Genomic DNA, 25,675 nt, shown 5'->3' on the forward strand with positions numbered 1-25,675 from the left:
TATGGGTCTAGCAGCAACGCACCGCGAAGCATTCCCCCTTGCCCTCGGCGCGCGTGCGGCATGCTGGATCCATGCACCAGCTTCCCGGCGCCTGGCAGCGCACGGCCCGCGGCGCGGGCCTGCTCGCCCCCGACGGCTCCTCGGTCCCCACAATCTTCGCGGAGATGAGCGCGCTCGCCGCGGCCACCGGCGCCCTCAACCTCGGTCAGGGCTTCCCCGACGAGGACGGCCCCGCGCCGGTTCTGGAGGCGGCACGGGATGCCATCGCCCGCGGCGTCAACCAGTACGCCCCCGGACGTGGCTTCCCCGACCTGCTGTCGGCCATCGCCGAGCACCAGCGCCGCTTCTACGGTCTCGAACTCGACCCCCAGCGCGAGGTGCTGGTCACGGTCGGGGCGACCGAGGCGCTCGCGGCGACTCTGCTGGCCCTGATCGACTCCCCTGACGACGAGGTCGTCGTCTTCGAGCCGTACTACGACTCGTACGCGGCATGCGTGGCGCTGTCGGGCGCGAAGCTGGTGCCGGTGCCGCTGCGGTGGCCCGACTTCCAGCCCGACCTCGAGCAGTTGGCATCCGCCATCACCGATCGCACGCGGGTGATCCTCGTGAACGACCCGCACAATCCCACCGGCACGGTGTTCTCGCGCGAGGTGCTCGACGAGGTCGTGCGGCTCGCGCATCGGCACGACGCGATCATCGTCACCGACGAGGTGTACGAGCATCTCGTGTTCGAGGGGCCGCACGTGCCGATCGCCACCCTCCCGGGAGCCGCTGAGCGCACGCTCACGATCTCGTCGGCGGGTAAGACCTTCTCGCTCACCGGATGGAAGACCGGCTGGGTCACCGGCCCCGCAGAGCTGGTGACCGCCGTGCTCGCCGTCAAGCAGTTCCTCACCTACGTGGGCGGCTCGCCCTTCCAGCCCGCGATCGCCGTGGGCTTGCGCCTGCCCGATGCGTTCTTCGCATCGGTCGCCTCCGAGATGGCCGAGAAGGCCCAGCTGCTCGGCACCGGTCTGCGTGCCGCCGGGTTCGAGGTGTCGACCCCCGGCGGGTCGTACTTCACGGTGGTGGATGCCGCCCCGCTCGGCGCCACCGACGCCGATGCGTTCTGCCGCGAGCTGCCCGCGCGCGCCGGAGTGGTCGGCATCCCGCTCACCGCTTTCGTCTCGCCCGCCCATCGCGACCGTTACGCCACGCTGGTGCGGTTCGCGGCGTGCAAGCGGGTCGACGTGCTCGCCGATGCAGCCGAGCGTCTGGCCGGGATGACGGTGACCTGAGGTGCCCGTCGTCGCCGTGTCGACGGCAGCCGAGCCCGTCAGACGGTGACCGAGCCCGTCGGAGCCCCGTGCCGCACCCGCGGTGAGAAAGCCCCACGACGCCATCCTCCGCCCACGACCCCTCCCCACCCCTCCCCGCCCCGCCCCGCCCCGCCGAAGGAGCCCCGCATGACCGACGACTGGACCGTCCAGATCTACGTGCCCTCCCCCGCACCGGGGATGTCGGGCCCCTTCGCCGAGCGGGGAGCGTACCCGCCCTCCGCCGGCGCTCCGACGATGCGCGCCGATCGCGGCGGCCGAGTGGTCGACGCGAGCGTGGAGGCACTGCGCGAGAACTGGCGCGAGACCGTGCACAAGCTCGTCGAGATCGGTGACGGGATCGATGACGCCGAGTCGGGGTGGGGCGTCGCCGAGATCGAGGTGGGCCTGACCCTGAGCGCGAAGGGTCAGCTGCTGTTCATCGCCGAAGCGGGGGCGGAGGCGTCGGTCAAGATCACGCTGACGCGACGAGGCCCCCACGTGCAGCTTCCCGCTCAGGACTGAGAGCCCCGCGCGCCGCGACACGCGGCTGAGTCCGCCTCGACACGGCTTGGCCGCGCCCGACGCGCTTCCGCGCCCTCAGGCACGACGTGGCGGGTCTCAGCGAGGGGTCACGCGGAAACGCCGGAGCTGGAGCGCCGGGTTGACCCGGCGAACCCGCGCGATGGCATCCGGATCGAGGTGCGCGACGGCCAGATCCGTCGCTGTGCCCACCTGCGCGACGGTCACCCCCTGAGGGTCGACGATCATCGAGTGCCCCACCCCGAGGGGCGGTGGATGGTCGGCCGCGGCGACGAAGAAGGTGTTCTCGATCGCGCGCGCCTGCACCAACGCGCGCCAGTGATGCTCCTTGAGGGGCCCCCGCACCCACTCTGCCGGCACGAGCGCCACATCGACCCCCGCGTCGGCGAGTGTGCGCGCGACCTCGGGGAAGCGCAGGTCGTAGCAGGTCATCAGCCCGAAGCGCAGGCCCGCGACGTCGAACGTCTCGGGAGGGGCGATCTCGCCCGGTTCCACCCAGTCGGACTCCCGCTGACCGAAGGCGTCGTACAGGTGCAACTTGCGGTAGACCGCTCGGACGCCGTCTGCGCCCACGGCGACGACCGCGTTGCGCACGCGTCGACCGTCGTCGGCTTTTTCGAGCAGACCCGCGACGATCACCGTGTCGAGCTCGCCGGCCAGCGCGGTGAGGGCGACGACGAACGGCCCGTCGAGGTCCTCGGCGTTCGCGGCGAGGGTGTCGTCGAAAGGGTCGACGAAATAGCTGGAGTATTCGGGGAACACCACCACTCGCGCTCCACGCGCGGCTCCCGTGCGGGCGGCAGCGGTGATGTGGTCGAGATTGGCGGTGCGCGAGGCCCCGGGCGCGAACTGCGCCACGGCGACGCCGACGGTGTCCTGATTCATCTCGCGTCCTCTCTCGCCGGCGTCGGATGACCACCGGCGCCACCATCCACAGTAGGAGGATCACCACCCCGAACACGACTCCACGAACGCGGCGTGGAACGCGAACCCGTGAGACTCTGCGTACCCGTCTGCCGCACCCGCGGGCCACGTCGATGTCGTCCTCGTTGCGGTCGGCATGTTGCACGGCGCTCTCGGGCGGTCGTCGTCGAGATTTTTCGAAACCGACCCTCACCGGGCCATTCTTTTGCGACACTCCCGGGCGGTGTGCCCGGATTTGCCATGCCGTTCATCTCGGCGTAATGTTTTCTCTTGTGCCGCGGGGTGGAGCAGCTCGGTAGCTCGCTGGGCTCATAACCCAGAGGTCGCAGGTTCAAATCCTGTCCCCGCAACAAGAAGAAGGCCCCGGATCGAAAGATCCGGGGCCTTCTGCCTTTTCGCCTTCTGTCGTCCGGTTCCGCGCGGGGATGCGTGCGCGGAACCGGACGAAGCCGTCGTCAGTGGTAACTGCGATAGCGGCTTGCCGCGGCTGCGGGGGCAGCCACGATGAGAGCGGCGACCAGGAGGAGAACCCCTGTGTCGCCGTGCAGGGGGATCATGGCCAGACCCGCCACCGCGAATGCGATGACCGCGGTCCACAAGACGACCGTGGCGAGCGGAGTCGCCCACGCCGGTCGGTGCGCAGCATGATGCGCGTAAGGGTGCTGCATTGCTCCTCGCCTTCGAGTTGCTCTGAGAAACCTGTCCAGGGGGTGCGACAGGGCCGCGCCGGACTACGACGTCGACTGCGTAGATCGTATGACTACTTCGCATTGGAAACGCAACCCTTGACGGGTGTCGCGTGAAATATGACGCGATTCTCTCCGCACCTCGCGTCAATCCCCTTCGGCCGGAAATACGCGAACTTGTCCCCCATTCGGGGGACACGTATGATCAGCGAGGCCGATTCGCTTTGTGCTTTCGCAGTACGAGTCGGTGAAGGGGGCGGGGGAAAGAGTTGAGCAATGTTTGCACCACTCACGCAGGCGAGGATTTCGATGAGTAAGTTCATGTTCGGCGCGACGGAGGTCTCGTGCGAGACGTGCGGTGACGCCGTTCGCCCGCAGAACGCCGTGTGGCGCAGCCACCGACCGTATTGCTCGGCGGCTCACGAACACGCGGACCAGCCGTGATTCAGGTCGCCGGCTGCTCCCAGTCGGCGACCCACCAGTCCGAGATCCGCGCCATCTGATCGGCCGCCTCGCGATGGGCGTCCGATGAACGCCACTCACGGAACGCCTCGGCGTCGGCGAAGGTACCGTCCTGCGCGATGATCACGCCCTTGCGCTCGTCGAGAGACCGCTCCACGGCCCACGAGACCACGCCGACGTGCCTGCCGAGATCGTGCAGTGTCGTCACCGCTGCGGCGATGCTCGCCGCCCCCACATCGTCGCGGACGCGGAACAGCACCACGTGCCGGAACATCAGACGCGAAGGGCGCTGACGTTGTCGCGATACCAGGCGACCGTCCGCTCCATTCCTTCTTCCAACGAGATACCGGCCGTCCAGCCTGCATTACGGAGGGTGGAGACGTCGAGCAGCTTCTGGGGCGTGCCGTCGGGCTTGGACGTGTCCCAGCGGGTCTCCCCCGTGAAGCCCGTCACCCGAGCGATGGTCGCGGCGATCTCGCTGATCGTGACGTCCGAGCCCGTGCCGACGTTGACCTGGCCGGGCCCGTCGTAGTTCTCCAACAGGTGCAGACACGCATCGGCCATGTCATCCGCGTGCAGGAACTCGCGGCGGGGGGTACCCGTCCCCCAGTTCGTCACGGTGTCCGCTCCCGACACCGCGGCCTCGTCGTATCGACGGATCAAGGCCGGGAGCACGTGGGAACCCTGCGGTGAGAAGTTGTCGTTCGGGCCGTAAAGATTCGTCGGCATCGCGCTGATCCACGGCAATCCGTATTGCCGTCGCACCGCCTGAGTGTGCAGGATGCCGGCGATCTTCGCGATCGCATAGGCGTCGTTCGTCGGCTCGAGGTGGCCGGTCAGCAGGGATTCTTCGCGGATGGGTTGATCAGCGAATTTGGGATAGATGCACGATGAGCCGAGGAAGAGGACCCGCTCGACGTCGTTCGCCAGAGCGGCATCGAGAACGTTGACCTGAATGCGGACGTTGTCACTGAGGAAATCGACGGGGAACGTCGAGTTCGCCAGAATCCCCCCCACCTTCGCCGCCGCGAGGACGACGTAGCGGGGCTTGGTCTCGGCCATGTAGGCGAAGACCGCGTCGCGATCCTTCAGGTCGAGTTCGGCCGACGTCTTGCCCACAACGTTCGCGAATCCCCCGGCGCGGAGTCGGCGCACGATCGCCGACCCCACAAGACCGCGGTGACCGGCGACGTAGAACGTCGCATCCCGATCGAGCTCGCCCGGCGTGTACGTCACCCCGTCGACGGCTGTCGTCACGCGCGAGCTCCCACCAGTTCACGGTTGCTCCAGCTGGGCAGCGAGACCGTATCGATCCATTTCGCCCCCTGCTCGAGCGCGATGGTGTCGGCATCGACCATGAGCCGGGCCAGTTCGTCACCGTGGACCGCCGGCACCCAGCCGAGCTTGTCGGCCGCTTTACTCGGGTCGCCGATGAGGGCGTCGACCTCGGTCGGACGCAGATAGCGCTCGTCGAAACGCACGTATTCCGCCCAGTCGAGCCCGACATGGCCGAATGCCACCTCGAGGAAGTCCTTGATGGTGAAGCCGACGCCCGTGGCGAGAACGAAGTCCTCGGGGGTATCCGCCTGCAGCATCCGCCACATGCCCTCGACGTACTCGGCGGCGTAGCCCCAATCGCGGATCGAGTCGAGGTTGCCGAGGTAGAGGTGATTCTCCTCCCCCGCCTTGATGCGGGCGACCGCTCGCGTGATCTTGCGTGTCACGAACGTCTCCCCGCGACGGGGCGACTCGTGGTTGAACAGGATGCCGTTGACGGCGAACATGTCGTACGCCTCGCGGTAGTTCTTCGTGATCCAGTAGCTGTACAGCTTCGCTGCGGCGTACGGGGAACGCGGGTAGAACGGGGTCTCCTCGTTCTGCGGGGGCGGCGTCGCCCCATAGAGCTCCGAGGTGGATGCCTGGTAGAACTTCGTCTGGATGCCGGCGAGTCGCACCGCCTCCAACAGGCGGATGGTTCCCGTGCCCGTCGTGTCTGCCGTGTGCTCCGGTTCGTCGAACGAGACGCGCACGTGCGATTGGGCGGCGAGGTTGTACACCTCGTCGGGGTCGATCTGGCTCAGCAGCGTGACCATGCGCGCACCGTCGGACAGGTCACCGTAGTGCAGGAACAGCTTGGCGTGCGGATCGTGCGGGTCGACGTACAGGTGGTCGATGCGGTGGGTGTTGAAGGTCGACGCGCGGCGGATGAGCCCGTGCACCTCGTAGCCCTTCGACAGCAGGAGTTCCGCGAGGTAGGAACCGTCCTGGCCAGTGATGCCGGTGATGAATGCACGCTTCGTCAAAGTACTTGTACCGATCTCGTTGGGGGGGTCAGATCAATGAACGCGCTCAGCGCCTACGGGGGAGGTCAGATTGTCGAGAAGACTACAGAATCGATCGATCGCGTTTGTTTCCTCTAAAACCGTCTCTTTGTAACGTTTTCCGCTCGCACCGAACCGACGGCATTCGTCACGGTCGGCTGCGAGGAGGATCGCGCCGTCGAGAATCGCTTCCGCGCTACCGGCCGCGACGACCACACCCGCCCCTGCGGCGGTCACTTCCTGAGCGGTGATGCCCGTTGCATCGGTGGCGGCGAGCACCGGCCGACCGGACGCGAAATACGACGTAAGTTTGCTGGGAACGGCCATTTCTGCCACCCCCGGGAGCTCATTGACGAGCAGGATGTCGGCCGATTGCAGCGTCTCGGCGAACGCCTTGTCGTCCAACGGCGGCAGGATCTGCGTCGTCGTCGGATGCTCATCGATGCGCTGCTGCAGTTCATCTCGCTGGGCACCATTGCCGACCAGAACGAAACGTACCCGCTCGCCGCGTTCGTGGGCCAATCGACCGGCATCGACGACGTGCTGGAGTCCCTGCTTGACCCCCATGTTGCCGGTGTGGACGACGACGACGTCGTCGTCGGACCACCCGTGCGCGCGACGGACGGCAGCCACGTCGACGGGCGGCATCGGCGGGAGATGGGTCCAGTTGCGGACGACCACGATGCGCTCACGCGGGATCGCGAAATCATGATGGACACGGTCGGCGAAGCGGTCGTGGATAACCACGACGGTCGACGCCGAGCGCAGCAGCCAGGCCTCCAGGGCGCGAAGGGCGCGTGCGGCGATTCCTCCGCCCTGTCCCGTCTCGACGACGCCCAGGCCGTACAGGTCCTGGACCCACACCACGAACGGCGTCTCACGGTGGGTCGCAAGTGCGCGGAGGCGGACGATGGCCGACGACAGAAGGGCCGGAGACGCCGCGACGATGGCCGACGGCTGACCCCAGCGGACGAACGCCTGGCGCAGTCCGAAGGTCACCTCGGCGAGCGCGCGGGGCACCAGGGTGGGGCGCCGAGGAACGAAATGAAGGAGACGGTCGACGACGACGCCGTCCATTCTTTCGCGCCTCGACCACTGCCCGTAACCCGGCGCGATCTTCCACTCCGGATAATGAGGGTGCGCGACGACGGCACGAACCTGGCGCCCGCGCCGTGCGAGCCCGGCAGCCATTGCACCGGTGTACGGGGAGATTCCCGTAGTCTCCGGGGGGTAGTTCAATCCGAAGACGAGAGTTTGCGAAGATTGGCCCACAATGGCCCATCATACGGCTAGGCAAATGGAACGCACCGACCAAGAAAGGGGCGGCATGAACAGCAGCCCGGTGATCGATCTTTCGAAAGCCCCCGGGGAACGTGCTGCCTGGGACCAGCCGACCTGGAAGGTGTATCTTTGGGCCATCTGCGAGCTGCTTTTCGTCACTAATTCCTGGCAGATCAGCTCGGCCCTCCGCATTTCTGTCTTGCGCGCTTTCGGCGCGCGCATTGGCGAAGGCGTCATTTTTCGCCCTCGCACCCGAGTGAAGTTCCCGTGGAAGCTGCACGTCGGCGATCGCTCCTGGATCGGCGAAGGGGTCTGGTTCCACAACCAGGACGACGTCCACGTCGGGCACGACGTCGTGATCTCGCAGGAGACGTTCGTCACCGCCGGCAGTCACGCCCACCGTCGCGACATGGCCCTCATCACCCGGCCGGTGCACATCGAGGACGGCGCGTGGGTGACCTCGCGGTGCGTGGTCCTCGGCGGGGCGCGGATCGGCCGCAACTGCGTGATCACCCCCCTCAGCGTCGTCGACGGCCGCGCCGTGCCGGCCGATGAGATCTGGGGCGGAAATCCCCTGGCCTACGTAGCGGATCGCGTCCTCGAGGGCGGTCGCCGCCCGTGAAGATCGCCCACGTCGTCACATTCACCTCCGCCGACGGCGCATTCGGCGGCCCGACCCGCGTCGCCCTCGGACAGGCGAAGGCCCTCGTCGGGCTCGGCCACGACGTGACCGTGTTCGCCGGCACACCAGCCGGGGAAGAGACGGACATCCAACAAGACGGTTATCGCCTGCGGACCTTCCCCGTCCGAAGGCTCGCCCCGTTCGGCGGCTTCGCCACGCTCTGGCCCCGCGGTCTGCGGGCGGCGCTGAGGTCGCAGGCTCACGAGTTCGACGTCGCGCACATTCACCTGGCCCGGGATCTGGCGACGCTCCCCGCAGCCCTGCTCTTCGGACGCCTGGGCGTCCCGTACGTCACCCAGTCACACGGCATGATCGACAGATCCGACAAGATGCTCGCCGCGGTCCTCGACCGGCTCGCCACGCGCCGTGCTCTTGCGGGCTCGCGCAGCTGGCTCCTGCTCACGGCCGCCGAAGAGAAGGACCTCGCCGGGATATCCGAGCCGCAGCGACTGACCTCCATCCGCAACGGCATCGAATCGCGCGACGTGACGTCGCTGGACGAACGCACCGACACCGTGCTCTTCCTCGCTCGACTCCACAAGCGCAAGCGTCCCGTCGCCTTCGTTCAGATGGCGCAGCTCCTCGCCGCGCGTCTCCCCCACACCTCCTTCGTTCTCGTCGGACCCGACGAGGGCGAGGCCGAGACGGTGACCCGAGCCATCGCGGAGGCAGGACTGGGAGATCGCATCCGCTGGATCGGTGCGCTCCCGCCCACGCAGACCTTCGCCGCCATGTCGGACGCCCGTGTGTACGTCCTTCCGGCCGTGGACGAGGTCTTCCCGATGTCGATCCTCGAATCGTTCTCGGCGGGGACGCCCGTCGTCACGACGTCGTCACTCGGGATCGCGGCGGACTGCGAACGCCACGGCGCCGCCTTGATCACCGACGGAAGCCCCGACGAGCTCGCCGAGGCGACCTATCGTGCGCACCAGAACCGCGAGACGGCCGAGGCGTTGCGAGGCGGCGGGCTGGCGTACATCCGGTCCGAGCTCGATGTGCAGGATGTCGCTCGTGAACTCGTCTCGGAGTATCGCGCCGCGACGGGGCTCGTCGCGTGACCCCCGCGGAGATCGAGGGGCGTTCGTCCCGGTCGTCGCCACTCGAAGGCGAGACCATCGCGTGACCGGGGGGACATCTCGCATTCTGCTGCTCTCACCGTGGGGGGCGTCCGGGGGTTATAGCGGTCCCCTGACCCTCATGAACCGGATGTGGTCGGAGGTCGTGATGCAGCGCCCCGGCACGCGGGTCGTCCTCGTCTACCGCGACCGGGGCGTCGACACCGCGCCCACGTGGGCGGACGAGGTCATTCCTGCTCTGCGATCGCGGGGGTTCGGTCGCATCGATCAGCTCCGATGGATGCTGAACGCCGCGTTCTGCGTCGTGCGGCGTCGTCGATCGGTGGACGTCGTGCATCTGCAGGGCGCGTACCTCACGAACCTCCTGCCCGCGCTCTTCGCGCGTCGCGGGAGCGTCGTGATACTCCCCGTCCTGGAGGACGGCGATCTCGGAGGAATGCAGCACTCCGTTCTCAAACGATGGATCGTCCGTCGCATCGGTGCGCACGCGCGCGCGGGGTTCGCGTTGTCCGACGGCATCGCGGATGAACTCGCGCACGCGGGGCTGGACGCGCACCGCATCTCACGCCTGTCGAACCCCGTCGACCCGCGCATGATCACCGACGACCCCGACGTGCGTCCCCCGCACCATCCGGTGCGATTGGGATTCATCGGCAAACTCGGCCCGCTGAAGAACCCCCATCTCCTCCTCGAGGCGGCGGCGGCTCTTCGCGGGAAGGGCACGCCCTGCGTGGTGCATTTCTTCGGCCCGTTCGCGTCGCCGTCGATGGAGACCCGACTCCGGGGTCTGTCGGCCGACCTGGCTCTGGAAAGAGACGTTCACTTTCACGGCTTCCAGAGCGACATCCTTCCCACATTCGACCTCTTCGACATCTTCGTCCTCCCCTCGACCCAGGAGGGACTGCCCGGTTCGCTGATGGAAGCCTTCGCCATGGGCAAGCCCGTCATCGTCACCGATGTCGGGTCCATGGCCGAGTACGTCCGACGCGCGGGTGCCGGCCGCATCGTCCGGCCGGACGGGGAGGAGATCGCGGAGGCCGTTCTCGGCATCCTGGACGCGGACTCCTGGAACACCGCGGCCCGCAACGCACACTCCTTCGCCTCGGAACAACTCGACCCCCGGGTTGTCGCCGACCACTACGTCCGCCAGATCGAGAGAACAGCCCGATGACCACGACACCGCCCACCCAGGACCGCACGTCCTTTCCCACGTTGGACGCACTGACATCCCGCTTGAAGGAGTGGGAGGGCGCTCGCGCCGTCGTGATCTCCACCGCCGACGCAACCGGTCGAGCCCTCGGCAACAACGGCGACGACCTCATGCACGCCGTGTTCTACCGCATCCTCGAGCAACTCGGCATCCAGGTCGTCGACACCGACCCCGAGGTGGTGATCGTTCCGCCCTCGGGCGCCCTCCTCGAGGTATACGCCTTCCCGAGGTATCTCGCCGAGCGGTTGAAGGGGTACGAGAAGGTCCCACTCGTCATCTTCCCGTCCTCGGTCTTCTTCCCCGATCGCGACCCCGCGTTCATCTTCGCGGGGCGAGAGGCGGCGACGCTGCTGTTCCTGCGGGAGGACGACTCCCGTGCTCACCTCGAACAGCAGTGGAGCGCGTCGCTGCAGAACGCGGGCGTCGAGGTGGTCCTCGACCACGACGTCGTGGCCTCGGGCCACGCCTTCGTCCCCGCCATCCTCGGCACGACCACGCGTCGGCCCCTGAAGCGCCTCGTCGCCGCACGGATCGATCGGGAGGCGTCCTCGATGCGGGCGTCCTCGTCCGGCGAGCGGGCGGCATCCGCGTCTTCGATCCTCCATACCCTGGCGGCGCGAGTCCCGTACGGCCCGCTGTACACGGGGGTCTCTCGGTTCGCTCGACGTGCGCGCAATCGTGGCGCCGCCGAACGTCTGGTGTCGCGGGCCGGATCCACGCTCGACGGTGCTGTCTGCATCGACATCAGCGCGCGGCAATTCGCGACCTTCGAGGAGTACCGCACGACGATCCTCCGCGCAGAGTCGGTCATCACCGACCGCCTGCACGTGGCTCTCCCCGCGGCCATCATGGGAGCCGACGTCACGATGGTCGAGGCGGGGTACTTCAAGCTCGGCGGCGTCTACCGGCGATCGCTCAGCGGGGTCGCACACGTGCGTCTCGTGAGCGCGGCGGGGAGCTGACTTGCTGAGAGGTGTCCTGCGGCTGTCCATCGGCACGGCGGTGGCCCGCGCGATGGCCGCCGTCGGGCAGCTCCTGCTGGCGGTATGGCTCACCCCCACCGACTTCGGGTACTGGGCCGCCGCGACCTCGGTCATCTCCGTGCTGACCGGCTTGGCGAACTTCGGCGAGGTGAACGGCTACCTCAGCGGTCAAGGCGGGACGTTCTCCCAGGCGCGGCGGGCGATCCTCCGCGTCAACACGGTGCTCGCGGGCAGCGGCGCGCTCATCGCGGTGCTGTACTGGCTCGACGGAAACGTGATGGTCGCCGCGCTCGCCGCGATATCGGCCGTCAGCATCCCCCTCATCGGGGACGCCGAGCTGATGTACTCCACCGGGGTGAAGTACAAGGCGTACGCACGCGTGGTGACCGCTCAGATCTTCGCGGCGGTGGCGAAGATCATCGTCGGCGTCGTCATCGCCGCCGCCTTCGCCTCACCCCTCGCCTTCGCCGTGTCGACGGTCGTGTTCTACCTCCTGATGGACATCGTGATCCTGCGGCGGGTGCCGTCCTTGACGCACGCGGAGGTCGAGAGCGTTCGGACCGTCTCGCCGCGCACCCGATTCACATGGGGCGTGAACTCCCTCTTCGTCACCCTTCCGATCCAGGTGGGCTTCATCGTCGCCCAGTTCGGCGCGAGCGCCGAAGTGCTCGGCCTCTACTTCCTCGCTTACCAGGTGAGCCTCGGACTCAGCGGCCTGGTGTCCGTTCCCCTCGCGCGCGTCGCGCTGAGTTCTCTCTCGAACGAGACCTTCGATCGTCGCGTCCCGCTCAGCATGGAACTGTGCCGGCTGTTCGTCTTCGCCGTCTCCGGACTCGCCGCCCTCGTCTCTCTCTTCGCCCCCCTGATCGGCTCGGTCCTCGGAGCGGAGTGGACCGCCGCCGCGCCCGCTGTCGTCATCCTGTTGGCGAGCCTGGCCGTCAGGATGATGAGCCCGATCCTCGACGGTCTGCAACAGGCGAACAACAGGTGGTGGCAGGGCACAGCGTTCAACGCGGTCGACACAGCGGGCACGGCGGCTGCCGCGCTGGTCTCTTTCACGGGTGACCTGATGCTCCTCGTCAGCGCGGTGGCGATGTGGAAAGTGCTCTTCGGCCTCGTAAGGGCCGCGTGGCTGCTGAGCTCGGCTCGTCCACTCCCGGTGATGGCGACGCTGCTACCCGCGCTCGTGATGAGCCTTCTCATCGGAGGGTCCGCCTTTTTCGCTCAGCCCGCTTCGATCGTCGTCCTGGTGTGCGCACTGATCATCTCGGTCGGGGGCACGCTCCTCACGGCCCGTGCACGAAGGAGTCGTCCATGACGGGCAACGGCCCCCTCGTCCGTGGCGTGGTGTTCGCGGCCGGATACGTCGTCGTGGTGCAGAACGCCGGTATTCCCGTCGCCGTGAAGCTGTCGTTCCTGGCCCTCACCATCGTCCTCTCCGCCGTCAGCGGCGTGCGCCTGATCCGCCGCGGCGGGCGCCTCCCGTGGGGCATGGGTCTCGGTGTCGCGCTGTGTGTGACGGTGCTCGCCGTCAGCTTCGTCTCCCTCGTCTGGACGCCGTCGACCGATCCCCAGGACTGGTTGCGCGATGCGCTGACGTACATCTTCTTCCCCGCGGCCGTGCTGATCGGTCTCGAGTTCGGTCTCACGGCATCCCGTCGGCAGGTGTTCGCCCTCCTGTGGTCGGTCGGAGCTTTCGGCGCGCTGGCCTTCACCGTGACGTGGCTGCAGCGGCGGGGTGCCGAGGGCGTGGACATCGAATCGTTCGGACTCGCCTCCAGCTTCGTGCCCATCCCGGCCATCGCGCTCGGGCTCGGCATCTTCTGCGCCTCGACGCGAATCCGCATGCTCGCTCTGCTCGGCAGCATCGCATTGTCGGGCGTGCTGATCCTCTCCGGGGGACGGACGATCTGGGTCTACCTCGCCGTCGGGTTCTTCGTGGCCGCCTGTGCGGCGCTCCTGTCCCCCGGACGGGCGCTGCGAGTCGGCATCCTCCTCGCCACCGCCGTCGCGTCGGCATCGGCGGTCCTCGCCCTTTCGGCTGGTCTCGCCGGCGGGATCGCCGCCGACCGGGTGCAGTGGTTCTCACGCGTCGCCGAGAACGGCTGGGCCGCATTCTCGAACGACGGTTCCGCCGTGGAACGCGTGCGGGCGCAGGAATGGGCCCACCAGCTCTGGCTCGCGGACCCGGTGTGGGGTCGCGGGTGGGGCCAGCCGTTCCAGTCGGTCACCACCGGGGTCGTGACCGGTTCGATCTTCACCCTGGACTCCCCCCTGATCGTGATGGTGAAGGTCGGGCTCGTGGGGACCCTCCTCTTGGCCATCGCGCTCATCAGCGTCTTCGGATCGGCGTTGCGCCTCACGCGCACGGATCGCGAGATCCGCGCTTCGCTCGTCATCGCCCTGGCGATGACCGCCGTCCTGACCCTCAACGGGTTCCCCCTCGAGAACCGCGGCTTCTCGATCTTCGCTTTCTGTCTCATCGCGCAGGCGGCCGTGGCATCACGGACGCCCACGCCACGTCCCGCCGAACCACACCTCTTGGGAGTCTCGCGAGCATGACCACGACCCGGGGGCATTGCCTCATCATCAACTCGTACTCGTTCCGCAACGCCGGTGACGCGGCGATCATGCTCGCGACCAAGCAGTTGCTGGAGAGCCAGGGCGCGGCATCCGTCACCCTGTCATCGAGGTACGACGACAGCTCGGAGTACTCTCGGTTCGGCCTGCGGGTGGTTCCCGAGATCGTCCCGTTCCCGGCGGAAGGGGCGCGGCTCGGTCGCGCGATGCGGGTGCTGTACGGCCTCGCCGCCAGCCTCGTGGTCATAGCCGGTTCGTCGCTCTCACGGGGCGTCGCACGAACGATCGCCCGTGCGCTGCTTCCGCGGACCTCTCGCATTCTGGAGGGCACGGACACCGTGGTCGTCGCCGGCGGCGGCTACATGTATTCGTCCAAGCGCAGGCTCAATCTGAGCCTCTATCAGAGTCTGGTCTCCATCCGTCTCGGGCACGCGCTCACGGGATCGACGCTGATGATGCCGCAGAGCATCGGTCCGGTCACCCGTCGACTCGACCGGGGGCTCATCCGGTGGAGCCTCCGTCACACGACGGCGGTCGTGCGCGAGAGACTGTCGCTCGCAGCGAGCACCGTTCCGGTTCAGATCACCGCGCGCGAGATCGACGACGTCGCGTTCTTCTACTCCGCGCCGGCGACGACGGATGCCGTGGGCGACGTGTGCCGCATCGTCGCGATGGACTGGCGCTGGTCGACGTCGGTCAACCAGGTGGCGTTCGAGGAGTACGTGCGCCGCGTCGCGGAGATCGCGACGCGGGTGCACGGCCTCGGCCTGCGGGTGGTCCTCGGAGGGCACTCATCCCTTCCCGAACACGAACAGGACGACCTCGTCGTGGCGAAGATGATCAGCGAGCGCCTGTCGTTCCCCCACGATGTCGACCAGGTGACCGACGTCGCGCACCTTTATCGGGAGTACGCGCGGTCGCGGGTGGTCGTCGGTACGCGCCTGCACGCATGCATCATGGCGATCAGCGTCGGGACACCGGCGATCAGCCTCCAGTACCAGGAGAAGTCGCGCGGGGTCCTCCGCAGGTTGGGTCTCGACCGGTACGTGCACCGGGTCGATGAGCTCGACGTGGACCAGGTCGCGGCACAGGTCGGCGAGATCGCCGCGGCCGAGGCGCGGTGGACGCAGATCGCCGACCGGACGCGCTCATCGATCGCGAACGCGTACGAGGGGATCGGGGCGTGAACGACGTCGTGTTCTTCCTTCCGGCCATCAACCCGTACTGGCGTGACCGGTTCAACGCCCTCGCCGAATCGGGAACGGTGCGCTTCCACTGCGTGTTCAGCTCGTACCTCGACCCGTCGCGCAGTTGGACCGTCACCCGGGAGAGCATGAACTTCCCCCACACCTTCCTCGCGACGGGTCCGCGGTCGCCGCGACGTCTCGCCGAACTGGTCTCGCTCTGGCGGGCCCTCCGACCGACTCGGGTGTTCACCTTCCACCACATGCCCGCGCTCTGGCCGGCGTGGCTTCACCGCCTCGCGGGCGGCCATCTCGCTCTGTACGCGCTGATGACCTGGGATTCGTGGGTGGAGCGCAACTGGCGGAAGGAACTGCTGAAGAAGCTCTTCTTCGGTTCCGCCTCCTCGACGCTGACCCCCGGGCCGGACTCCGACTCGTACGTCAAGCGCTACGGCGCCCACAGGTCGCACCGGCTGCACCACGCCGTGGAGTGGCGGGCGTTCGGCCTCGCGGCGCGGAACCGCGTCACCGGCGATGACCTCCGACTGCTGTACATCGGACGGCTGGTCCCCGAGAAAGGCATTCCCTTCCTGCTCGAGGTCCTCGAGCAGGTCCTCCGCGCTCGGCGCGACGTGCGGATCGAGATCGTCGGCGACGGACGCCTGTACGACGAGGTGGAGAGCTGGGCGCAGGGTCACCCCGGTCGTGTCTCGGTCTCTCCGTTCGTGCAGGCCTCGGACATCGCCGAGGTGTACGCGCGCAGCGACGTCATGCTCTTCCCGACGCTCGGCGATCCCTACGGCCTCGTGGTCGATGAGGCGCTGGCGAGCGGCGTCCCCGTCATCAGCACGGATCGCGCCGGAGACATCCGCTGGCGTCTGGGAGAGTCGCGGGGTCGTGTGCTGCCGCCGGACGATCTCGATCGGTGGGTCGCGGCGATCGTCGCCTATGCCGACGACCGGGAGCTCCTCGCCCGCGAGTCCGCCGCGTCTCTCAGCTTCAGCAGGGGGCACGGGACCGAACGATGGGTGCGCGAGCTCCAACAGTGGGTGCAGCGTACGACCCCGACACGTTCACGGGGGCGCTCCCGCCGGCGAGATCAGCCCGCGTAGGTACCGATCATGGACAGGCCGATGAACGTCGCGTTGTACACCACGTGGACGAGCACGGCGCCCCAGATCCGCCCGGTCAGGAGCACGAGCGCCGCGCACACCGCCCCCAGGAGGAACAGTTGAATCGCCGCCACGACGGAAAGGAGCGCGAACGCCTCATGGAGCAGGACGAAGGCACCCGCCGAGCACAGGAGCGCGGCCGCCCCCGCGGCTACCGCGCCGACGTTTCGCCGCAGCAACCGGTAGATCGTCACGAGGATGACCGCCCGGAAGAAGAACTCCTCCGCCACCGGCGCGACGACGCCCGAAGCGACAACCTGCTCGAGCCACCATCGGCTCGAGAACGGCCCGCCGACGTTCTGCACGGTCGGGAAGGGCTGCAGGTCGGCGCCCTCCAGCACGCCCTGCACGAGTCGCAGAGCCAGACCGAGCCCGAGGCCCCAGACGAGGTCCGTCACGCGCCACCGCAGCAGACCCTTCGGTCGGGCGCGCGCGAGGAACAGCGCCGCGGGCGCTGCGAGTCCGAGCCACAGGGGCAGGAGGGATGCCACCGGCGCCCAGGGCGAACCGGTGGAGGGCAGAACCTTGGTCACGAGGACTCCGGTGACGGCCGCGACGAGCGCGAGACCGAGGAGTTGACCGTCGCCCGCTCTGGCGCCTCGAGGCCGCGACCTCCAGTCGGTCATGCCGCGCGCCGAACCCCGCGCACCGGTCGGCCCCTCCGAGGGCGGGAGAGCGCCCGTCTCGGCACTCCACGAGGGACGAGGAATGGACCGACTCGAACGACGACGCTGATCTGTCACCCCCTCACGGTATCGACCGTTCACCGATCCGAGGGGGAAGCGTGCTGAACGTCCTCACCGTCTGCACCGGCAATATCTGCCGGTCGCCACTGGCCGCTCTGACCCTCAGCGCTCGAACAGACGACGTGGAGGTGCACTTCGCGAGCTCCGGCACGCGCGCCCGCGATGGTGCCCCCATGACGGAGGAGGCCATCGACCTGGCCGTGGAGCGCGGTGTCCCCTCAGCGGTCGCGCACGGGCACCGGGCCCGGCTTCTCACGCCGACGCATCTGCAGAACGTCGACCTGGTCGTCGCGATGACGCGGGAGCACCGTCGTGCCGTCGTCGAGATGGACCCGTCTCGGCTACGGATGACGTTCACCGCGCGAGAGCTCGTCCGGACGATCGGCGGCGTCGACGATCACGCCCTCGCGGCGATCGCTGCCGTCGGTGACGAGGAGACGGACCCGCAGCGGGCGAGATTCGCCGCCATGGTGGCGGGGCTCCGGGCTCGACGGGGTCTCGCCGCCTCCCCGGCCGCCCCGGCAGACGACGACGTCGTCGACCCCTACGGTCGGTCGGTGGCGACGTATCGCGAGTCGGCCGTTCAGCTCGATCCCGGACTCGAGGTCGTGGAGCGACTCGTGCGCCTCGCCGTCGGGGCGCCCCCGGGCGCCACCGACCGGAGCCGCGTCGACGCTCGTCCGGGCCCGGCGGTCGACGGTGGTGCGGTCAGTCCCCACGCCGCCGCGATTCCCCCGACGAGGCGGGGTCTCCGCAGGAGATGAAGCGACGCAGAATGCGTCAATCCGTAACATTCGATATGTCACACTGGTGTCTATTGCGCAGGTGATTTCCTGGGCCCGAAAACGCGTCGTCGAAAGGCATGATGGAGCTCAGCGATTACATCCGGATCCTTCGCAAGAATTGGATCATCATCGTCGCGCTGACGCTCATCGGGCTGAGCGCGACAACGGTGTTCACCCTCACGCGAACTCCGATCTACGAGTCATCCAGCACGATCTTCGTCTCCACTCAAGCCGGCGGCACGGCCGCCGAACTGCAACAGGGGTCGAGCTTCACGCAGGCTCGCATCAACACCTACGTGGGCCTCGTCCGCACGCCCATCGTGCTCGACCCCGTGATCGAGCAACTGGACGTCTCGACGACGCCGGCGGCCCTCGCGGGACGCGTCAGCGCCACCGCGGCGCTCAACTCGACCCTCATCACCATCACGGTGTCCGACCCCGACGCCACGCGCGCGGCGTCACTGGCCAACGCGATCGCGTCGAGCCTCTCGTCTGTCGTCCCCCAGCTCGAGCCCGAGTCGAACGACGGCTCCAGCCCGGTCCGACTGAGCCGGGTGAGCGAGGCGCAGCCTGCCCTCTCACCGTCGAGTCCGAACACGCCTCTCAACCTGGCGATCGGCCTGATCGCGGGACTCGTCCTCGGCCTGGGTGTGGCGGCGCTTCGCACCAGTCTCGACAACAAGGTACGAACCCTTCGTGAAGCGGAGACCATCACCAAGGCACCCGCGATCGGAGCCATCGCCTACGACGTCAAGGCCCGGGAGCGCCCGCTCATCGTTCACGCCGATCCGCTGAGCCCCCGGGCCGAATCGTTCCGAGCGCTGCGCACGAACCTGCAGTTCCTCGACATGGGCGGTCGCTCGAGCTTCGTCGTCACGAGCTCGATCGCGAGCGAGGGCAAGTCGACGACCACGATCAACCTCGCCATCGCCCTCGCAGATGCCGGCAAGCGGGTCGCGCTCATCGATGCCGACCTGCGCAAACCGACCGTGGCGGACTACCTGGGGATCGAGGGCGGCGTCGGCCTGACCGATGTGCTCATCGGCCGCGCAGCCGTCGACGACGTGATGCTCCCCTGGGGAGGCCGCAGCCTGTTCGTGCTCCCCTCCGGCAAGATCCCGCCCAACCCGAGCGAGTTGCTCGGGTCGCACAAGATGGGGTCGTTCCTCTCGGCGCTCGAGGAGGACTTCGACGTCGTCCTCTGCGACGCTCCCCCTCTGCTCCCGGTGACCGATGCGGCCATTCTGGCGCGATTGACCAGCGGCGCCATCATGGTCGTCTCTGCCGGTCGGGCCACGAAGCACCAACTCGCCGGCTCCACCGAGGCCCTCAACACGGTCGGCGCGAAATTGGCCGGCTTCGTCATGTCGATGGTTCCCACCCGCGGGCCCGACTCGTACTACTCCGCCTACGGGTACGGCTACGGCGGGTACGGAAACGGCTACCGGAAGGACACCCCGGCCCGGAAGAAGTGGCCCCGTCGAACGGCCGCGACCTCCGGGATCGCGGGACGCCCTGACGAGCCGGAGCGCGCGCTGGAGGATGCCGGCGGATTCTCCCGCCGAGCGACACGCGAAGCGCAGCGGAGCGAGTGACGTCACCGGCGTCGGCGCGTCGACCGGGCGCACGCGTGAGGAGAACGAACGCAACCAGCTCGGGCGACGTGAGGGAGCAAGCGCCGAGATCACCTCTGCAGCGCGCGGGCCGCGTCGCGGTCTGGGTGGTCGGGGGACTGCTCATCCTCACCGTCGCGATCGCGGCCTGGGTGGGCGTGCGCGGCGCCCTGGCGTATCAGCACCTCTCAGCGATGCGCTCCCTCGCGCCGACGGCCGCGGCATCCGTCACCTCCGATCCCGACCAGGCGACCCCCGTGCTCGAACAGCTGGCCGCGGAGGCGAACGCGGCCCATGACCTGACGTCGGATCCGGTCTGGGCGCTTGCGGAGGGCACCCCGTGGATCGGTCCGCAGTTGGCGGCTTTCGCGACCATCGCCTCCGCGTCCGACCGGGTGTTCGCCGACAGCCTCCTGCCGCTCGCGACAGCCGCGCGGGACATCTCTCTCGATGACCTCCGTCCGCGCGACGGCCGTCTCGACACGACGGCATTGACCACCCTGGCCGTTCCCGCGCAGTCGGCCGCGGCCGCGGCGACGGGTGCCGCGGCGGACATCGACGCGATCGACCCGACGCCCCTCGTCGGTGCGGTCGCGACCGCCCTCGACCAGGCCCGCGGCACCTTCGACACGGCGGCCAGTGCCGTCGACGCCCTTCGGCGGGCGACCGAGCTGCTTCCCTCGATGTTGGGCGAGGACGGTCCCCGCACCTACCTGCTGCTCGTGCAGAACAACGCCGAGTGGCGCTCCCTCGGCGGCGTCTCCGGCACCGCCATCGAGCTCAGCGCGGATCACGGCGCCCTGTCGCTGGTCGACACGCATTCCGCGACGGCGCTGTCACGGGGCATCTCCGGGCCGGTGGTCGAGCTTCCCTCCGACGTCCAGAAGATCTACGAGACGCGACCCGCCCGGTACTTCCACAACCTGACGCAGATTCCGAGCTTCCCGACCGACGGTCCGCTGGCGCGGGAGATGTACCGGCAGCAGACCGGGCGGGAGGTCGACGGGGTGATGGCCGTGGACCCGGTGGTGCTGTCGTATCTGCTCGAAGCCACCGGGCCGGTTGCGCTGCCCGACGGCGAGTCGCTCACGCGGGAGAACGCCGTTCGGCTCCTGCTGGACGACACGTATCGTCGTTACGCCGATCCGGCCGCCCAGGACGCGTTCTTCGCCGGCGCCACAGGGGCGGTCTTCGAGGCCCTGCGGGAAGGGCGAGGCTCCACACCGGGATTGATCGCCGCCCTCGCACGAGGAGTCGAGGAGCGTCGCGTGCTGGTGTGGGCGGCGGACCCGACGGAGCAGGCCACGATCGAGGGGACGACGCTCGCCGGGCAGCTGCCGGCGACCGATGGACGAACGGCCCGGTTCGGTGTCTATCTCAACGACGGCACCGGCTCGAAGATGAGCTACTACATCGCGCCGAAGGCGGAGCTCGGCTGGGGATCCTGCCGAACCTCGTCCGCCGCCTCTGCGCGCGACGTGACGCTGACCCTCACTCTCTCGAACACCGCTCCGGCGGACGCGGCGATCTCGCTGCCCGCCTATGTGACGGGCAACGGCGTGTACGGAACCGCGCCCGGTGCCGCCACCGTGGTCACCGACGTCTACCTCCCCGAGGGATGGGCACCCGTCGCGACGTCCACGTCGTCCGGCACCGAGTTCACGCGATCGACGCTGGAGGGGCGCGAGGTTCTCACCGTCGGTGCGACCGTGGCACCTCAGGCCACGGCTCAGATCGAGATCACCGCGACGGCCGTCTCGACGGCGACCGACGCCGAAGCCCTGCTCACTCCCACGGCGGATTCGACCCTGAGCCCCACCGTTCGCGCCGCCTGTGCGGGCGCGACAGGCGCCGTCCTGCAGTGACGCCCGTGGGCGCTCAGGGCCGTCCACGGAAGCGATCCCGAAAATTAATGTCGCGGAAATGCTTTCAGCTTGCGTCAATGAAGCGCCTAAGCAATACTCAGGATGGTCTTTCAGTCAGTACATTCCCGCATCATTGTTGTCCTCCCCTTGCGTCGTCACGGGATAGCACGAACGCGGACCACCTATCCCTGGTTGCCCGAATTCGAAAGCAGACATTCATGAAACTCACCCTCGCAAAAGCCAGCGCATCACTCGCCCTCGCCGGCGCACTGCTCGTTGCGGCCCCCGTGGTCGCCCAGGCGTACGTGCCCACCGCCCCCGGTTCGCAGACCATCACGGTCACCGAAGACGGCTCGTACGGCTTCGCCGGATACGAAGCCGGGGCGCAGGTCACCTTCACCCTCGTGGGCGTGGGTGTGACCGGCGCCAACATCGCCACTGCGGGCCAGCAGGTGACCGCCGCCTCGGTCACGAAGGTCGCCGACGCGTCCGGATCCGCCGCGGCCGCCGTCACCCTTCCCGACCCGCAGGTCGGCTCCTACAGCCTCACCGCCTCCGGCCCTCTCGCGTCCGGCGGCGGCGCGTCCGGCGGCGGCGCATCGGTCGGTGGCGGCACGAGCGGCGGCGGAACGTCGAACGCCGGCGGCAGCACCGGCGGAAGCGACTCGCTCGCGGTGACGGGTATGGACGCGAACTCGCTCCTCGGCTTCTGGGTCGGCGGTGGCGCCCTCGTTCTCGCCGGCGCGACCGTCGCCGTGGCCGCGACGGCTCGCCGCAATCGCCGCAGCAAGGCCTGACGCCTTCCACGTCCTCGAGGGCGTCGTCGACGAAAGTCGGCGGCGCCCTTCGTCGTGTTTCGGGCAGCCCGTCCGTCAACCCTCCGTCCGTGAGCCGCTTCGCAGATTGACTCGTCGCATGCACACGACCACCACCGCACCTCTCGACGACGACGGCCGCGACCCCGACACCCCTCCGACGCTGCCCTTCGTGCACATGTGGACCGGGCTCGACGGGAAGAGCCGCCTCGACGAGTCGATCCTGCGCGGCTTCGGCATGCAGAGCGTCGGAGGCGGCGCTGACCCGCAGTGGATGCGGCCCTTCCCGGGCGACGTGGCAGCGGTGCTCTTCGCGGTGCTCCCCGTCGGCTGGGTCGGGGACTGGCATCCGTCTCCCCATCCGCAGTGGGTCGTTCCGCTGCGCGGGCGCTGGTTCCTCGAAACGCAGGATGGATCACGGGTCGAGATGGGTCCCGGAGACATCCATTTCGGACAGGACGTCGACACCGACGAGATCGACGGCGATCGCGGGCACCTCTCGGGCACCGTGGGCGATGAGCCCTGCTGGCAGCTGCTCGTGCAGTTCGCCTCCTCCCCCGGCGCCCCGACACCGCACCCCTTCGGCTGAGCACGTCAACCCGATCTCCGCTCCGACGCGAACCGGATTGACTGGGTTTATGCCCCTCCCCCTCGACGGTCAGATCCTCCAGCACCCGCGATCCCCCGAGCCGGTCGAGATCGCCCCACCCCGCGTCTGGGACGAACGTCTCGCGGCTGTCCTGCCGCCGGCGTCGCGCCTGTTGTCGCTCTACGCCGACGCCACGTGGGCCGAGGGCCCCGTGTGGTGGGCGGAGGAGCGTTCTCTCGTCTTCAGCGACGTGATCGGTCGTCGCACTCTCGCCTGGCGCGAAGACGGCAGCATCGTCACGGTCCGCGACCGGTCGGACTTCGCCAACGGGAACACGATGGATGCCGAGGGCCGCCTCGTCCAGGCCGAGCACGGCCGACGCGGAATCAGCCGAACCGACGCGAACGGCACGGAGCTGCTCGTCGACGCCTTCGAGGGCGCGCCCCTCAACTCGCCGAACGACCTGGTCGTGGCATCCGATGGGGCGATCTGGTTCACCGACCCCACGTACGGCATCTCCGATCCGCGCGAGGGGTATCCCGCCGACCCCACCCTCCCCCACCAGAGCGTCTACCGCTGGCAGGAGGGCCTGGGGCTGCAGCGCATGATCGACCTCGACCAGCCCAACGGTCTGGCCTTCAGTCGCGACGAGCGCACGCTCTACGTCGCCGAGTCCAACACCGCGGGTCTTCCTCGCGTCGTCGCCTGCAGCTGGGACGGCACGACCCTCGGCGCCCCGCGCACCTTCGCGACGGTGGATGCCGGCATCCCCGACGGTTTCGTCGTCGACAGCCGCGACTGGCTCTGGATCTCGAGCGAGGCGGGCGTCGTCATCGTCGACGAAACAGGGCGGCGCCTGGGCGTCATCCCCACCCCGCACGTCGTGAGCAACTGCACTTTCGACGCCGACGAGACACGCCTGTTCGTGACCGGCGACAGCGACCTGTGGATGGTGGAGCTGGCATAGCGCAGAGAGGATCCGACCTCGACCGTCGCAGGATCCCGTCCGCCGTGAGGACCGCGACAGCGACGTCGGCGCAGGGATCTCTGAAGGAAAGCGACCGAATCGCAAGATCGCCCGAGGAAATCCCCAAGCCGCTCCTCCCCGATGTGAGGGACCCGTAACGTCGGTGCAGACCCGCTCCACCACGGAGGTTTCGGGGCGTCGGGCTGGGTATGAGGAGAACCACATGAACAACGTGCTGAAGCGCGTGCGAGACGGCGTGAACACGTTCGTGTACGGCCGTCCCCTCGTCTGCTGCGAGACCTGTGGAGCGACTCTCCGGCCCAGCCGCGCCGTGTGGCGTGGTCAGAGGTCGTACTGCTCTGCGGCCCACGAGCACGCCGACCTCGACACCGGCGCTGTCTTCTCGTCCGTCTTCGCGTCGGCGGCGACGGACCTCGCGGGCGTGCGTGCGACGGCGGATCTCGTCCGCTCCTGACCTCTCCACCAGCAACCGCTGGTGTGGCCCCCGGCTCACCCCCGGAGATGTGCGTCATGCTTGGTCGTCGAGTCTTCGCGCGGCCCACGCCGCTGTCGAAGTCCCCCTGGCCGATGAGTGGTGAGCAACGTTGACAGACGTAGAAATGGCGAGGATCCCCGCCGGACGCGTGCTGCGGGGAGACCTGCGCGCTCCTGAGCGTCGGGAGATCGTCGTCGAGGCGTTCGAGATCGGCGTCTACCCCGTCACGGAGGAGCAGCTCGCCGAGCTGCTCGGCATCCCGTCCCGCCACCCGACACGCCCTGCCGTCAACGTGAGTTGGTTGCGTGCCATCCGGCTCTGCAACGCGCTGAGCGAATGGGAGGGGCTCGACCCGGTGTACTCCTTCGACGGCGAGGTCGTCGACGCGGATGCCGAGGCCGACGGCTTCCGACTACCCACCGACGACGAGTGGGAGTATGCGTGCCGCGCGGGGTCGGTCTCCGCTGCCTACGGGCCGGTACGCGACGTGGCGTGGACGGCTGCGGACGGCGTGGGTCACCCGTCGGAGGTCGGCGCGCGCCTGCCCAACCTGCACGGTCTGTTCGACACGCTCGGCAACGTCTGGGAATGGTGCATGGACCCCTACGATCCCGAGGGCGATGGCGACGCCCGCACGTTCCGCGGCGGGGGCTGGTCGGACGCTCCGGGGCTCGTGCGGGCGACGGCTCGTCGGGGCGGGCGGCCGCGAGAGGAGTTCGACGACGTCGGCGTGCGCGTGGCGCGGGGGCCGGCGCCGCGGCGATGACGCGGACGAGGGTCGCGGGTGAGCGGACTCTCCGACGGGCTCAGGGTCTCACGGAGTCGGCGCGCCGTCATCGGGCCGGACACCACGGCGGAATCAGGGTTCTCCGCTCGACGGGATCACGGCCCCCGCGGTCAGTCGTCGGTCGTGATGGCCTCGGTGAGTTCGTCGATGAAACGCGAGACCACGGCGAGCTGTGAGTCGTCGAAGCGGTCGGCGATCTCGCGCATGGCGACGAGGTGAACGCCGAAGTGCTCGAAGAACTCCCGTCGCGACTTATCGGTGAGGACGACGACGCGCGCACGACCGTCGGAGGGATGCGGGCGACGCTCGAGATGGCCTGACGCCACCAGACGGTCGATGAGCTTGGTGGTGGAGGCTGTCGAGATGCGCAGATGAGCGGCTACGTCGTGCGGACTGACCATCTGCCCGCGATGCTCGCGGATGGTGAGCATGCGCAGCGTCGCGAGGTCGCTGGCATTCATATCCATGGCGCCCTTCATGCCGCTGTGCATGCGGTCGAGCGCGTCGCTCAGTGTTTGGATGGCGCGCAGCGACTGGGTCACGCGGGGTCGGATATCAAAGCTCGACACGGGGCTGGTCACGGTGGACACCCCCTTTCCGCCTGGGTATAGTC

Annotated in this window: 26 protein-coding genes and 1 tRNA gene; 19 read left to right on the plus strand and 8 right to left on the minus strand. The window is 68.5% G+C overall.

Translation table 11 applies throughout. The features are described from left to right. Nucleotides 1–71: 71 nt before the first annotated feature. Nucleotides 72–1,277 (plus strand): aminotransferase class I/II-fold pyridoxal phosphate-dependent enzyme, encoded by a 1,206-nt coding sequence (locus FHS07_RS11370; protein ID WP_183420001.1) that lies wholly within the window; start codon nt 72–74, stop codon nt 1,275–1,277. A gap of 168 nt (nt 1,278–1,445) precedes the next feature. Then, entirely contained in the window at nt 1,446–1,820 is a 375-nt protein-coding gene (locus FHS07_RS11375; RefSeq protein ID WP_183420002.1) for a Pepco domain-containing protein, read from the plus strand. 96 nt (nt 1,821–1,916) lie between these two features. Here FHS07_RS11375 and FHS07_RS11380 read toward each other — a convergent pair whose 3' ends face one another. Beyond that, on the minus strand, nt 1,917–2,723 hold the full coding sequence (locus FHS07_RS11380; RefSeq protein ID WP_183420003.1) for a carbon-nitrogen hydrolase family protein: 807 nt from the start codon (nt 2,721–2,723) through the stop codon (nt 1,917–1,919). 315 nt (nt 2,724–3,038) lie between these two features. Between FHS07_RS11380 and FHS07_RS11385 the strand changes: the two genes are divergently transcribed. Next, nucleotides 3,039–3,112: transfer RNA gene (locus FHS07_RS11385), tRNA-Met, on the plus strand. A 105-nt stretch (nt 3,113–3,217) separates the two neighbouring features. Here FHS07_RS11385 and FHS07_RS11390 read toward each other — a convergent pair. The 5 genes from FHS07_RS11390 to FHS07_RS11410 form a co-directional block, all read right to left on the minus strand. After that, the gene (locus FHS07_RS11390) at nt 3,218–3,430 is read right to left on the minus strand and encodes a hypothetical protein (RefSeq protein ID WP_183420004.1); all 213 of its coding nucleotides are present in this window, start codon (nt 3,428–3,430) and stop codon (nt 3,218–3,220) included. 463 nt (nt 3,431–3,893) lie between these two features. Beyond that, on the minus strand, nt 3,894–4,172 hold the full coding sequence (locus FHS07_RS11395; protein ID WP_343054691.1) for a Dabb family protein: 279 nt from the start codon (nt 4,170–4,172) through the stop codon (nt 3,894–3,896). Between the two features lie 11 nt (nt 4,173–4,183). Then, nucleotides 4,184–5,167, minus strand: coding sequence for a GDP-L-fucose synthase family protein (locus FHS07_RS11400; RefSeq protein WP_343054692.1), 984 nt, complete (start codon nt 5,165–5,167; stop codon nt 4,184–4,186). Continuing rightward, on the minus strand, nt 5,164–6,213 hold the full coding sequence (gene gmd / locus FHS07_RS11405) for a GDP-mannose 4,6-dehydratase (RefSeq protein WP_183420006.1): 1,050 nt from the start codon (nt 6,211–6,213) through the stop codon (nt 5,164–5,166). Before gmd ends, FHS07_RS11400 begins: the two co-directional genes overlap by 4 nt. A 33-nt stretch (nt 6,214–6,246) precedes the next feature. After that, the gene (locus tag FHS07_RS11410; protein WP_343054693.1) at nt 6,247–7,503 is read right to left on the minus strand and encodes a glycosyltransferase; all 1,257 of its coding nucleotides are present in this window, start codon (nt 7,501–7,503) and stop codon (nt 6,247–6,249) included. Nucleotides 7,504–7,528: 25 nt separating this feature from the next. Here FHS07_RS11410 and FHS07_RS11415 point away from each other — a divergent pair, with 25 nt between their 5' ends. The 8 genes from FHS07_RS11415 (at nt 7,529) to FHS07_RS11450 (ending at nt 16,339) form a co-directional block, all read left to right on the plus strand. Next, on the plus strand, nt 7,529–8,134 hold the full coding sequence (locus FHS07_RS11415; protein WP_246383446.1) for an LbetaH domain-containing protein: 606 nt from the start codon (nt 7,529–7,531) through the stop codon (nt 8,132–8,134). Continuing rightward, on the plus strand, nt 8,131–9,252 hold the full coding sequence (locus FHS07_RS11420; protein ID WP_183420008.1) for a glycosyltransferase: 1,122 nt from the start codon (nt 8,131–8,133) through the stop codon (nt 9,250–9,252). Before FHS07_RS11415 ends, FHS07_RS11420 begins: the two co-directional genes overlap by 4 nt. Nucleotides 9,253–9,391: 139 nt before the next feature. Further along, nucleotides 9,392–10,441, plus strand: a complete 1,050-nt coding sequence (locus tag FHS07_RS11425; RefSeq protein ID WP_183420009.1) for a glycosyltransferase family 4 protein — start codon at nt 9,392–9,394, stop codon at nt 10,439–10,441. After that, complete coding sequence (locus FHS07_RS11430; RefSeq protein ID WP_183420010.1) at nt 10,438–11,442, plus strand: hypothetical protein; 1,005 nt, start codon at nt 10,438–10,440, stop codon at nt 11,440–11,442. Before FHS07_RS11425 ends, FHS07_RS11430 begins: the two co-directional genes overlap by 4 nt. Before the next feature lies 1 nt (nt 11,443). After that, nucleotides 11,444–12,781 carry an oligosaccharide flippase family protein gene (locus tag FHS07_RS11435; protein WP_183420011.1) on the plus strand — a complete coding sequence of 446 codons (1,338 nt, stop codon included), beginning with the start codon at nt 11,444–11,446 and terminating at the stop codon, nt 12,779–12,781. Further along, the gene (locus FHS07_RS11440; RefSeq protein WP_183420012.1) at nt 12,778–14,025 is read left to right on the plus strand and encodes an O-antigen ligase family protein; all 1,248 of its coding nucleotides are present in this window, start codon (nt 12,778–12,780) and stop codon (nt 14,023–14,025) included. Before FHS07_RS11435 ends, FHS07_RS11440 begins: the two co-directional genes overlap by 4 nt. Continuing rightward, nucleotides 14,022–15,230: a polysaccharide pyruvyl transferase family protein gene (locus FHS07_RS11445; RefSeq protein WP_183420013.1), complete on the plus strand. Its 1,209-nt coding sequence runs from the start codon at nt 14,022–14,024 to the stop codon at nt 15,228–15,230. Before FHS07_RS11440 ends, FHS07_RS11445 begins: the two co-directional genes overlap by 4 nt. Then, nucleotides 15,227–16,339, plus strand: coding sequence for a glycosyltransferase (locus FHS07_RS11450; protein ID WP_183420014.1), 1,113 nt, complete (start codon nt 15,227–15,229; stop codon nt 16,337–16,339). Before FHS07_RS11445 ends, FHS07_RS11450 begins: the two co-directional genes overlap by 4 nt. Here FHS07_RS11450 and FHS07_RS11455 read toward each other — a convergent pair. Next, entirely contained in the window at nt 16,327–17,025 is a 699-nt protein-coding gene (locus FHS07_RS11455; RefSeq protein WP_183420015.1) for a CPBP family intramembrane glutamic endopeptidase, read from the minus strand. The two genes, FHS07_RS11450 and FHS07_RS11455, sit on opposite strands and share 13 nt — an antisense overlap. A 158-nt stretch (nt 17,026–17,183) precedes the next feature. On the opposite strand from FHS07_RS11455, the gene FHS07_RS11460 reads away from it, so the two are divergent. The 8 genes from FHS07_RS11460 to FHS07_RS11495 all read left to right on the plus strand — a co-directional run bounded on the left by FHS07_RS11460 (nt 17,184) and on the right by FHS07_RS11495 (nt 25,041). Then, nucleotides 17,184–17,909: an arsenate reductase/protein-tyrosine-phosphatase family protein gene (locus FHS07_RS11460; RefSeq protein ID WP_183420016.1), complete on the plus strand. Its 726-nt coding sequence runs from the start codon at nt 17,184–17,186 to the stop codon at nt 17,907–17,909. 101 nt (nt 17,910–18,010) lie between these two features. Next, entirely contained in the window at nt 18,011–19,525 is a 1,515-nt protein-coding gene (locus FHS07_RS11465; protein ID WP_183420017.1) for a tyrosine-protein kinase domain-containing protein, read from the plus strand. Nucleotides 19,526–19,560: 35 nt separating this feature from the next. Continuing rightward, nucleotides 19,561–21,408, plus strand: a complete 1,848-nt coding sequence (locus FHS07_RS11470; protein ID WP_343054694.1) for a DUF4012 domain-containing protein — start codon at nt 19,561–19,563, stop codon at nt 21,406–21,408. A 218-nt stretch (nt 21,409–21,626) separates the two neighbouring features. Next, on the plus strand, nt 21,627–22,205 hold the full coding sequence (locus FHS07_RS11475) for a hypothetical protein (RefSeq protein WP_183420018.1): 579 nt from the start codon (nt 21,627–21,629) through the stop codon (nt 22,203–22,205). A 118-nt stretch (nt 22,206–22,323) separates the two neighbouring features. Then, nucleotides 22,324–22,812 (plus strand): cupin domain-containing protein, encoded by a 489-nt coding sequence (locus FHS07_RS11480; RefSeq protein WP_183420019.1) that lies wholly within the window; start codon nt 22,324–22,326, stop codon nt 22,810–22,812. Between the two features lie 49 nt (nt 22,813–22,861). Next, complete coding sequence (locus tag FHS07_RS11485) at nt 22,862–23,779, plus strand: SMP-30/gluconolactonase/LRE family protein (protein WP_183420020.1); 918 nt, start codon at nt 22,862–22,864, stop codon at nt 23,777–23,779. A 223-nt stretch (nt 23,780–24,002) separates the two neighbouring features. Next, nucleotides 24,003–24,254 (plus strand): hypothetical protein, encoded by a 252-nt coding sequence (locus FHS07_RS11490; RefSeq protein ID WP_183420021.1) that lies wholly within the window; start codon nt 24,003–24,005, stop codon nt 24,252–24,254. Between the two features lie 145 nt (nt 24,255–24,399). Continuing rightward, nucleotides 24,400–25,041, plus strand: a complete 642-nt coding sequence (locus tag FHS07_RS11495; RefSeq protein WP_425488151.1) for a formylglycine-generating enzyme family protein — start codon at nt 24,400–24,402, stop codon at nt 25,039–25,041. A 131-nt stretch (nt 25,042–25,172) separates the two neighbouring features. On the opposite strand, the gene FHS07_RS11500 is transcribed toward FHS07_RS11495, so the two are convergent. Further along, complete coding sequence (locus FHS07_RS11500) at nt 25,173–25,652, minus strand: MarR family winged helix-turn-helix transcriptional regulator (RefSeq protein ID WP_343054695.1); 480 nt, start codon at nt 25,650–25,652, stop codon at nt 25,173–25,175. Nucleotides 25,653–25,675: the final 23 nt, after the last annotated feature.

Source organism: Microbacterium proteolyticum (assembly GCF_014192415.1).
Classification (GTDB): Bacteria; Actinomycetota; Actinomycetes; order Actinomycetales; family Microbacteriaceae; genus Microbacterium; species Microbacterium proteolyticum.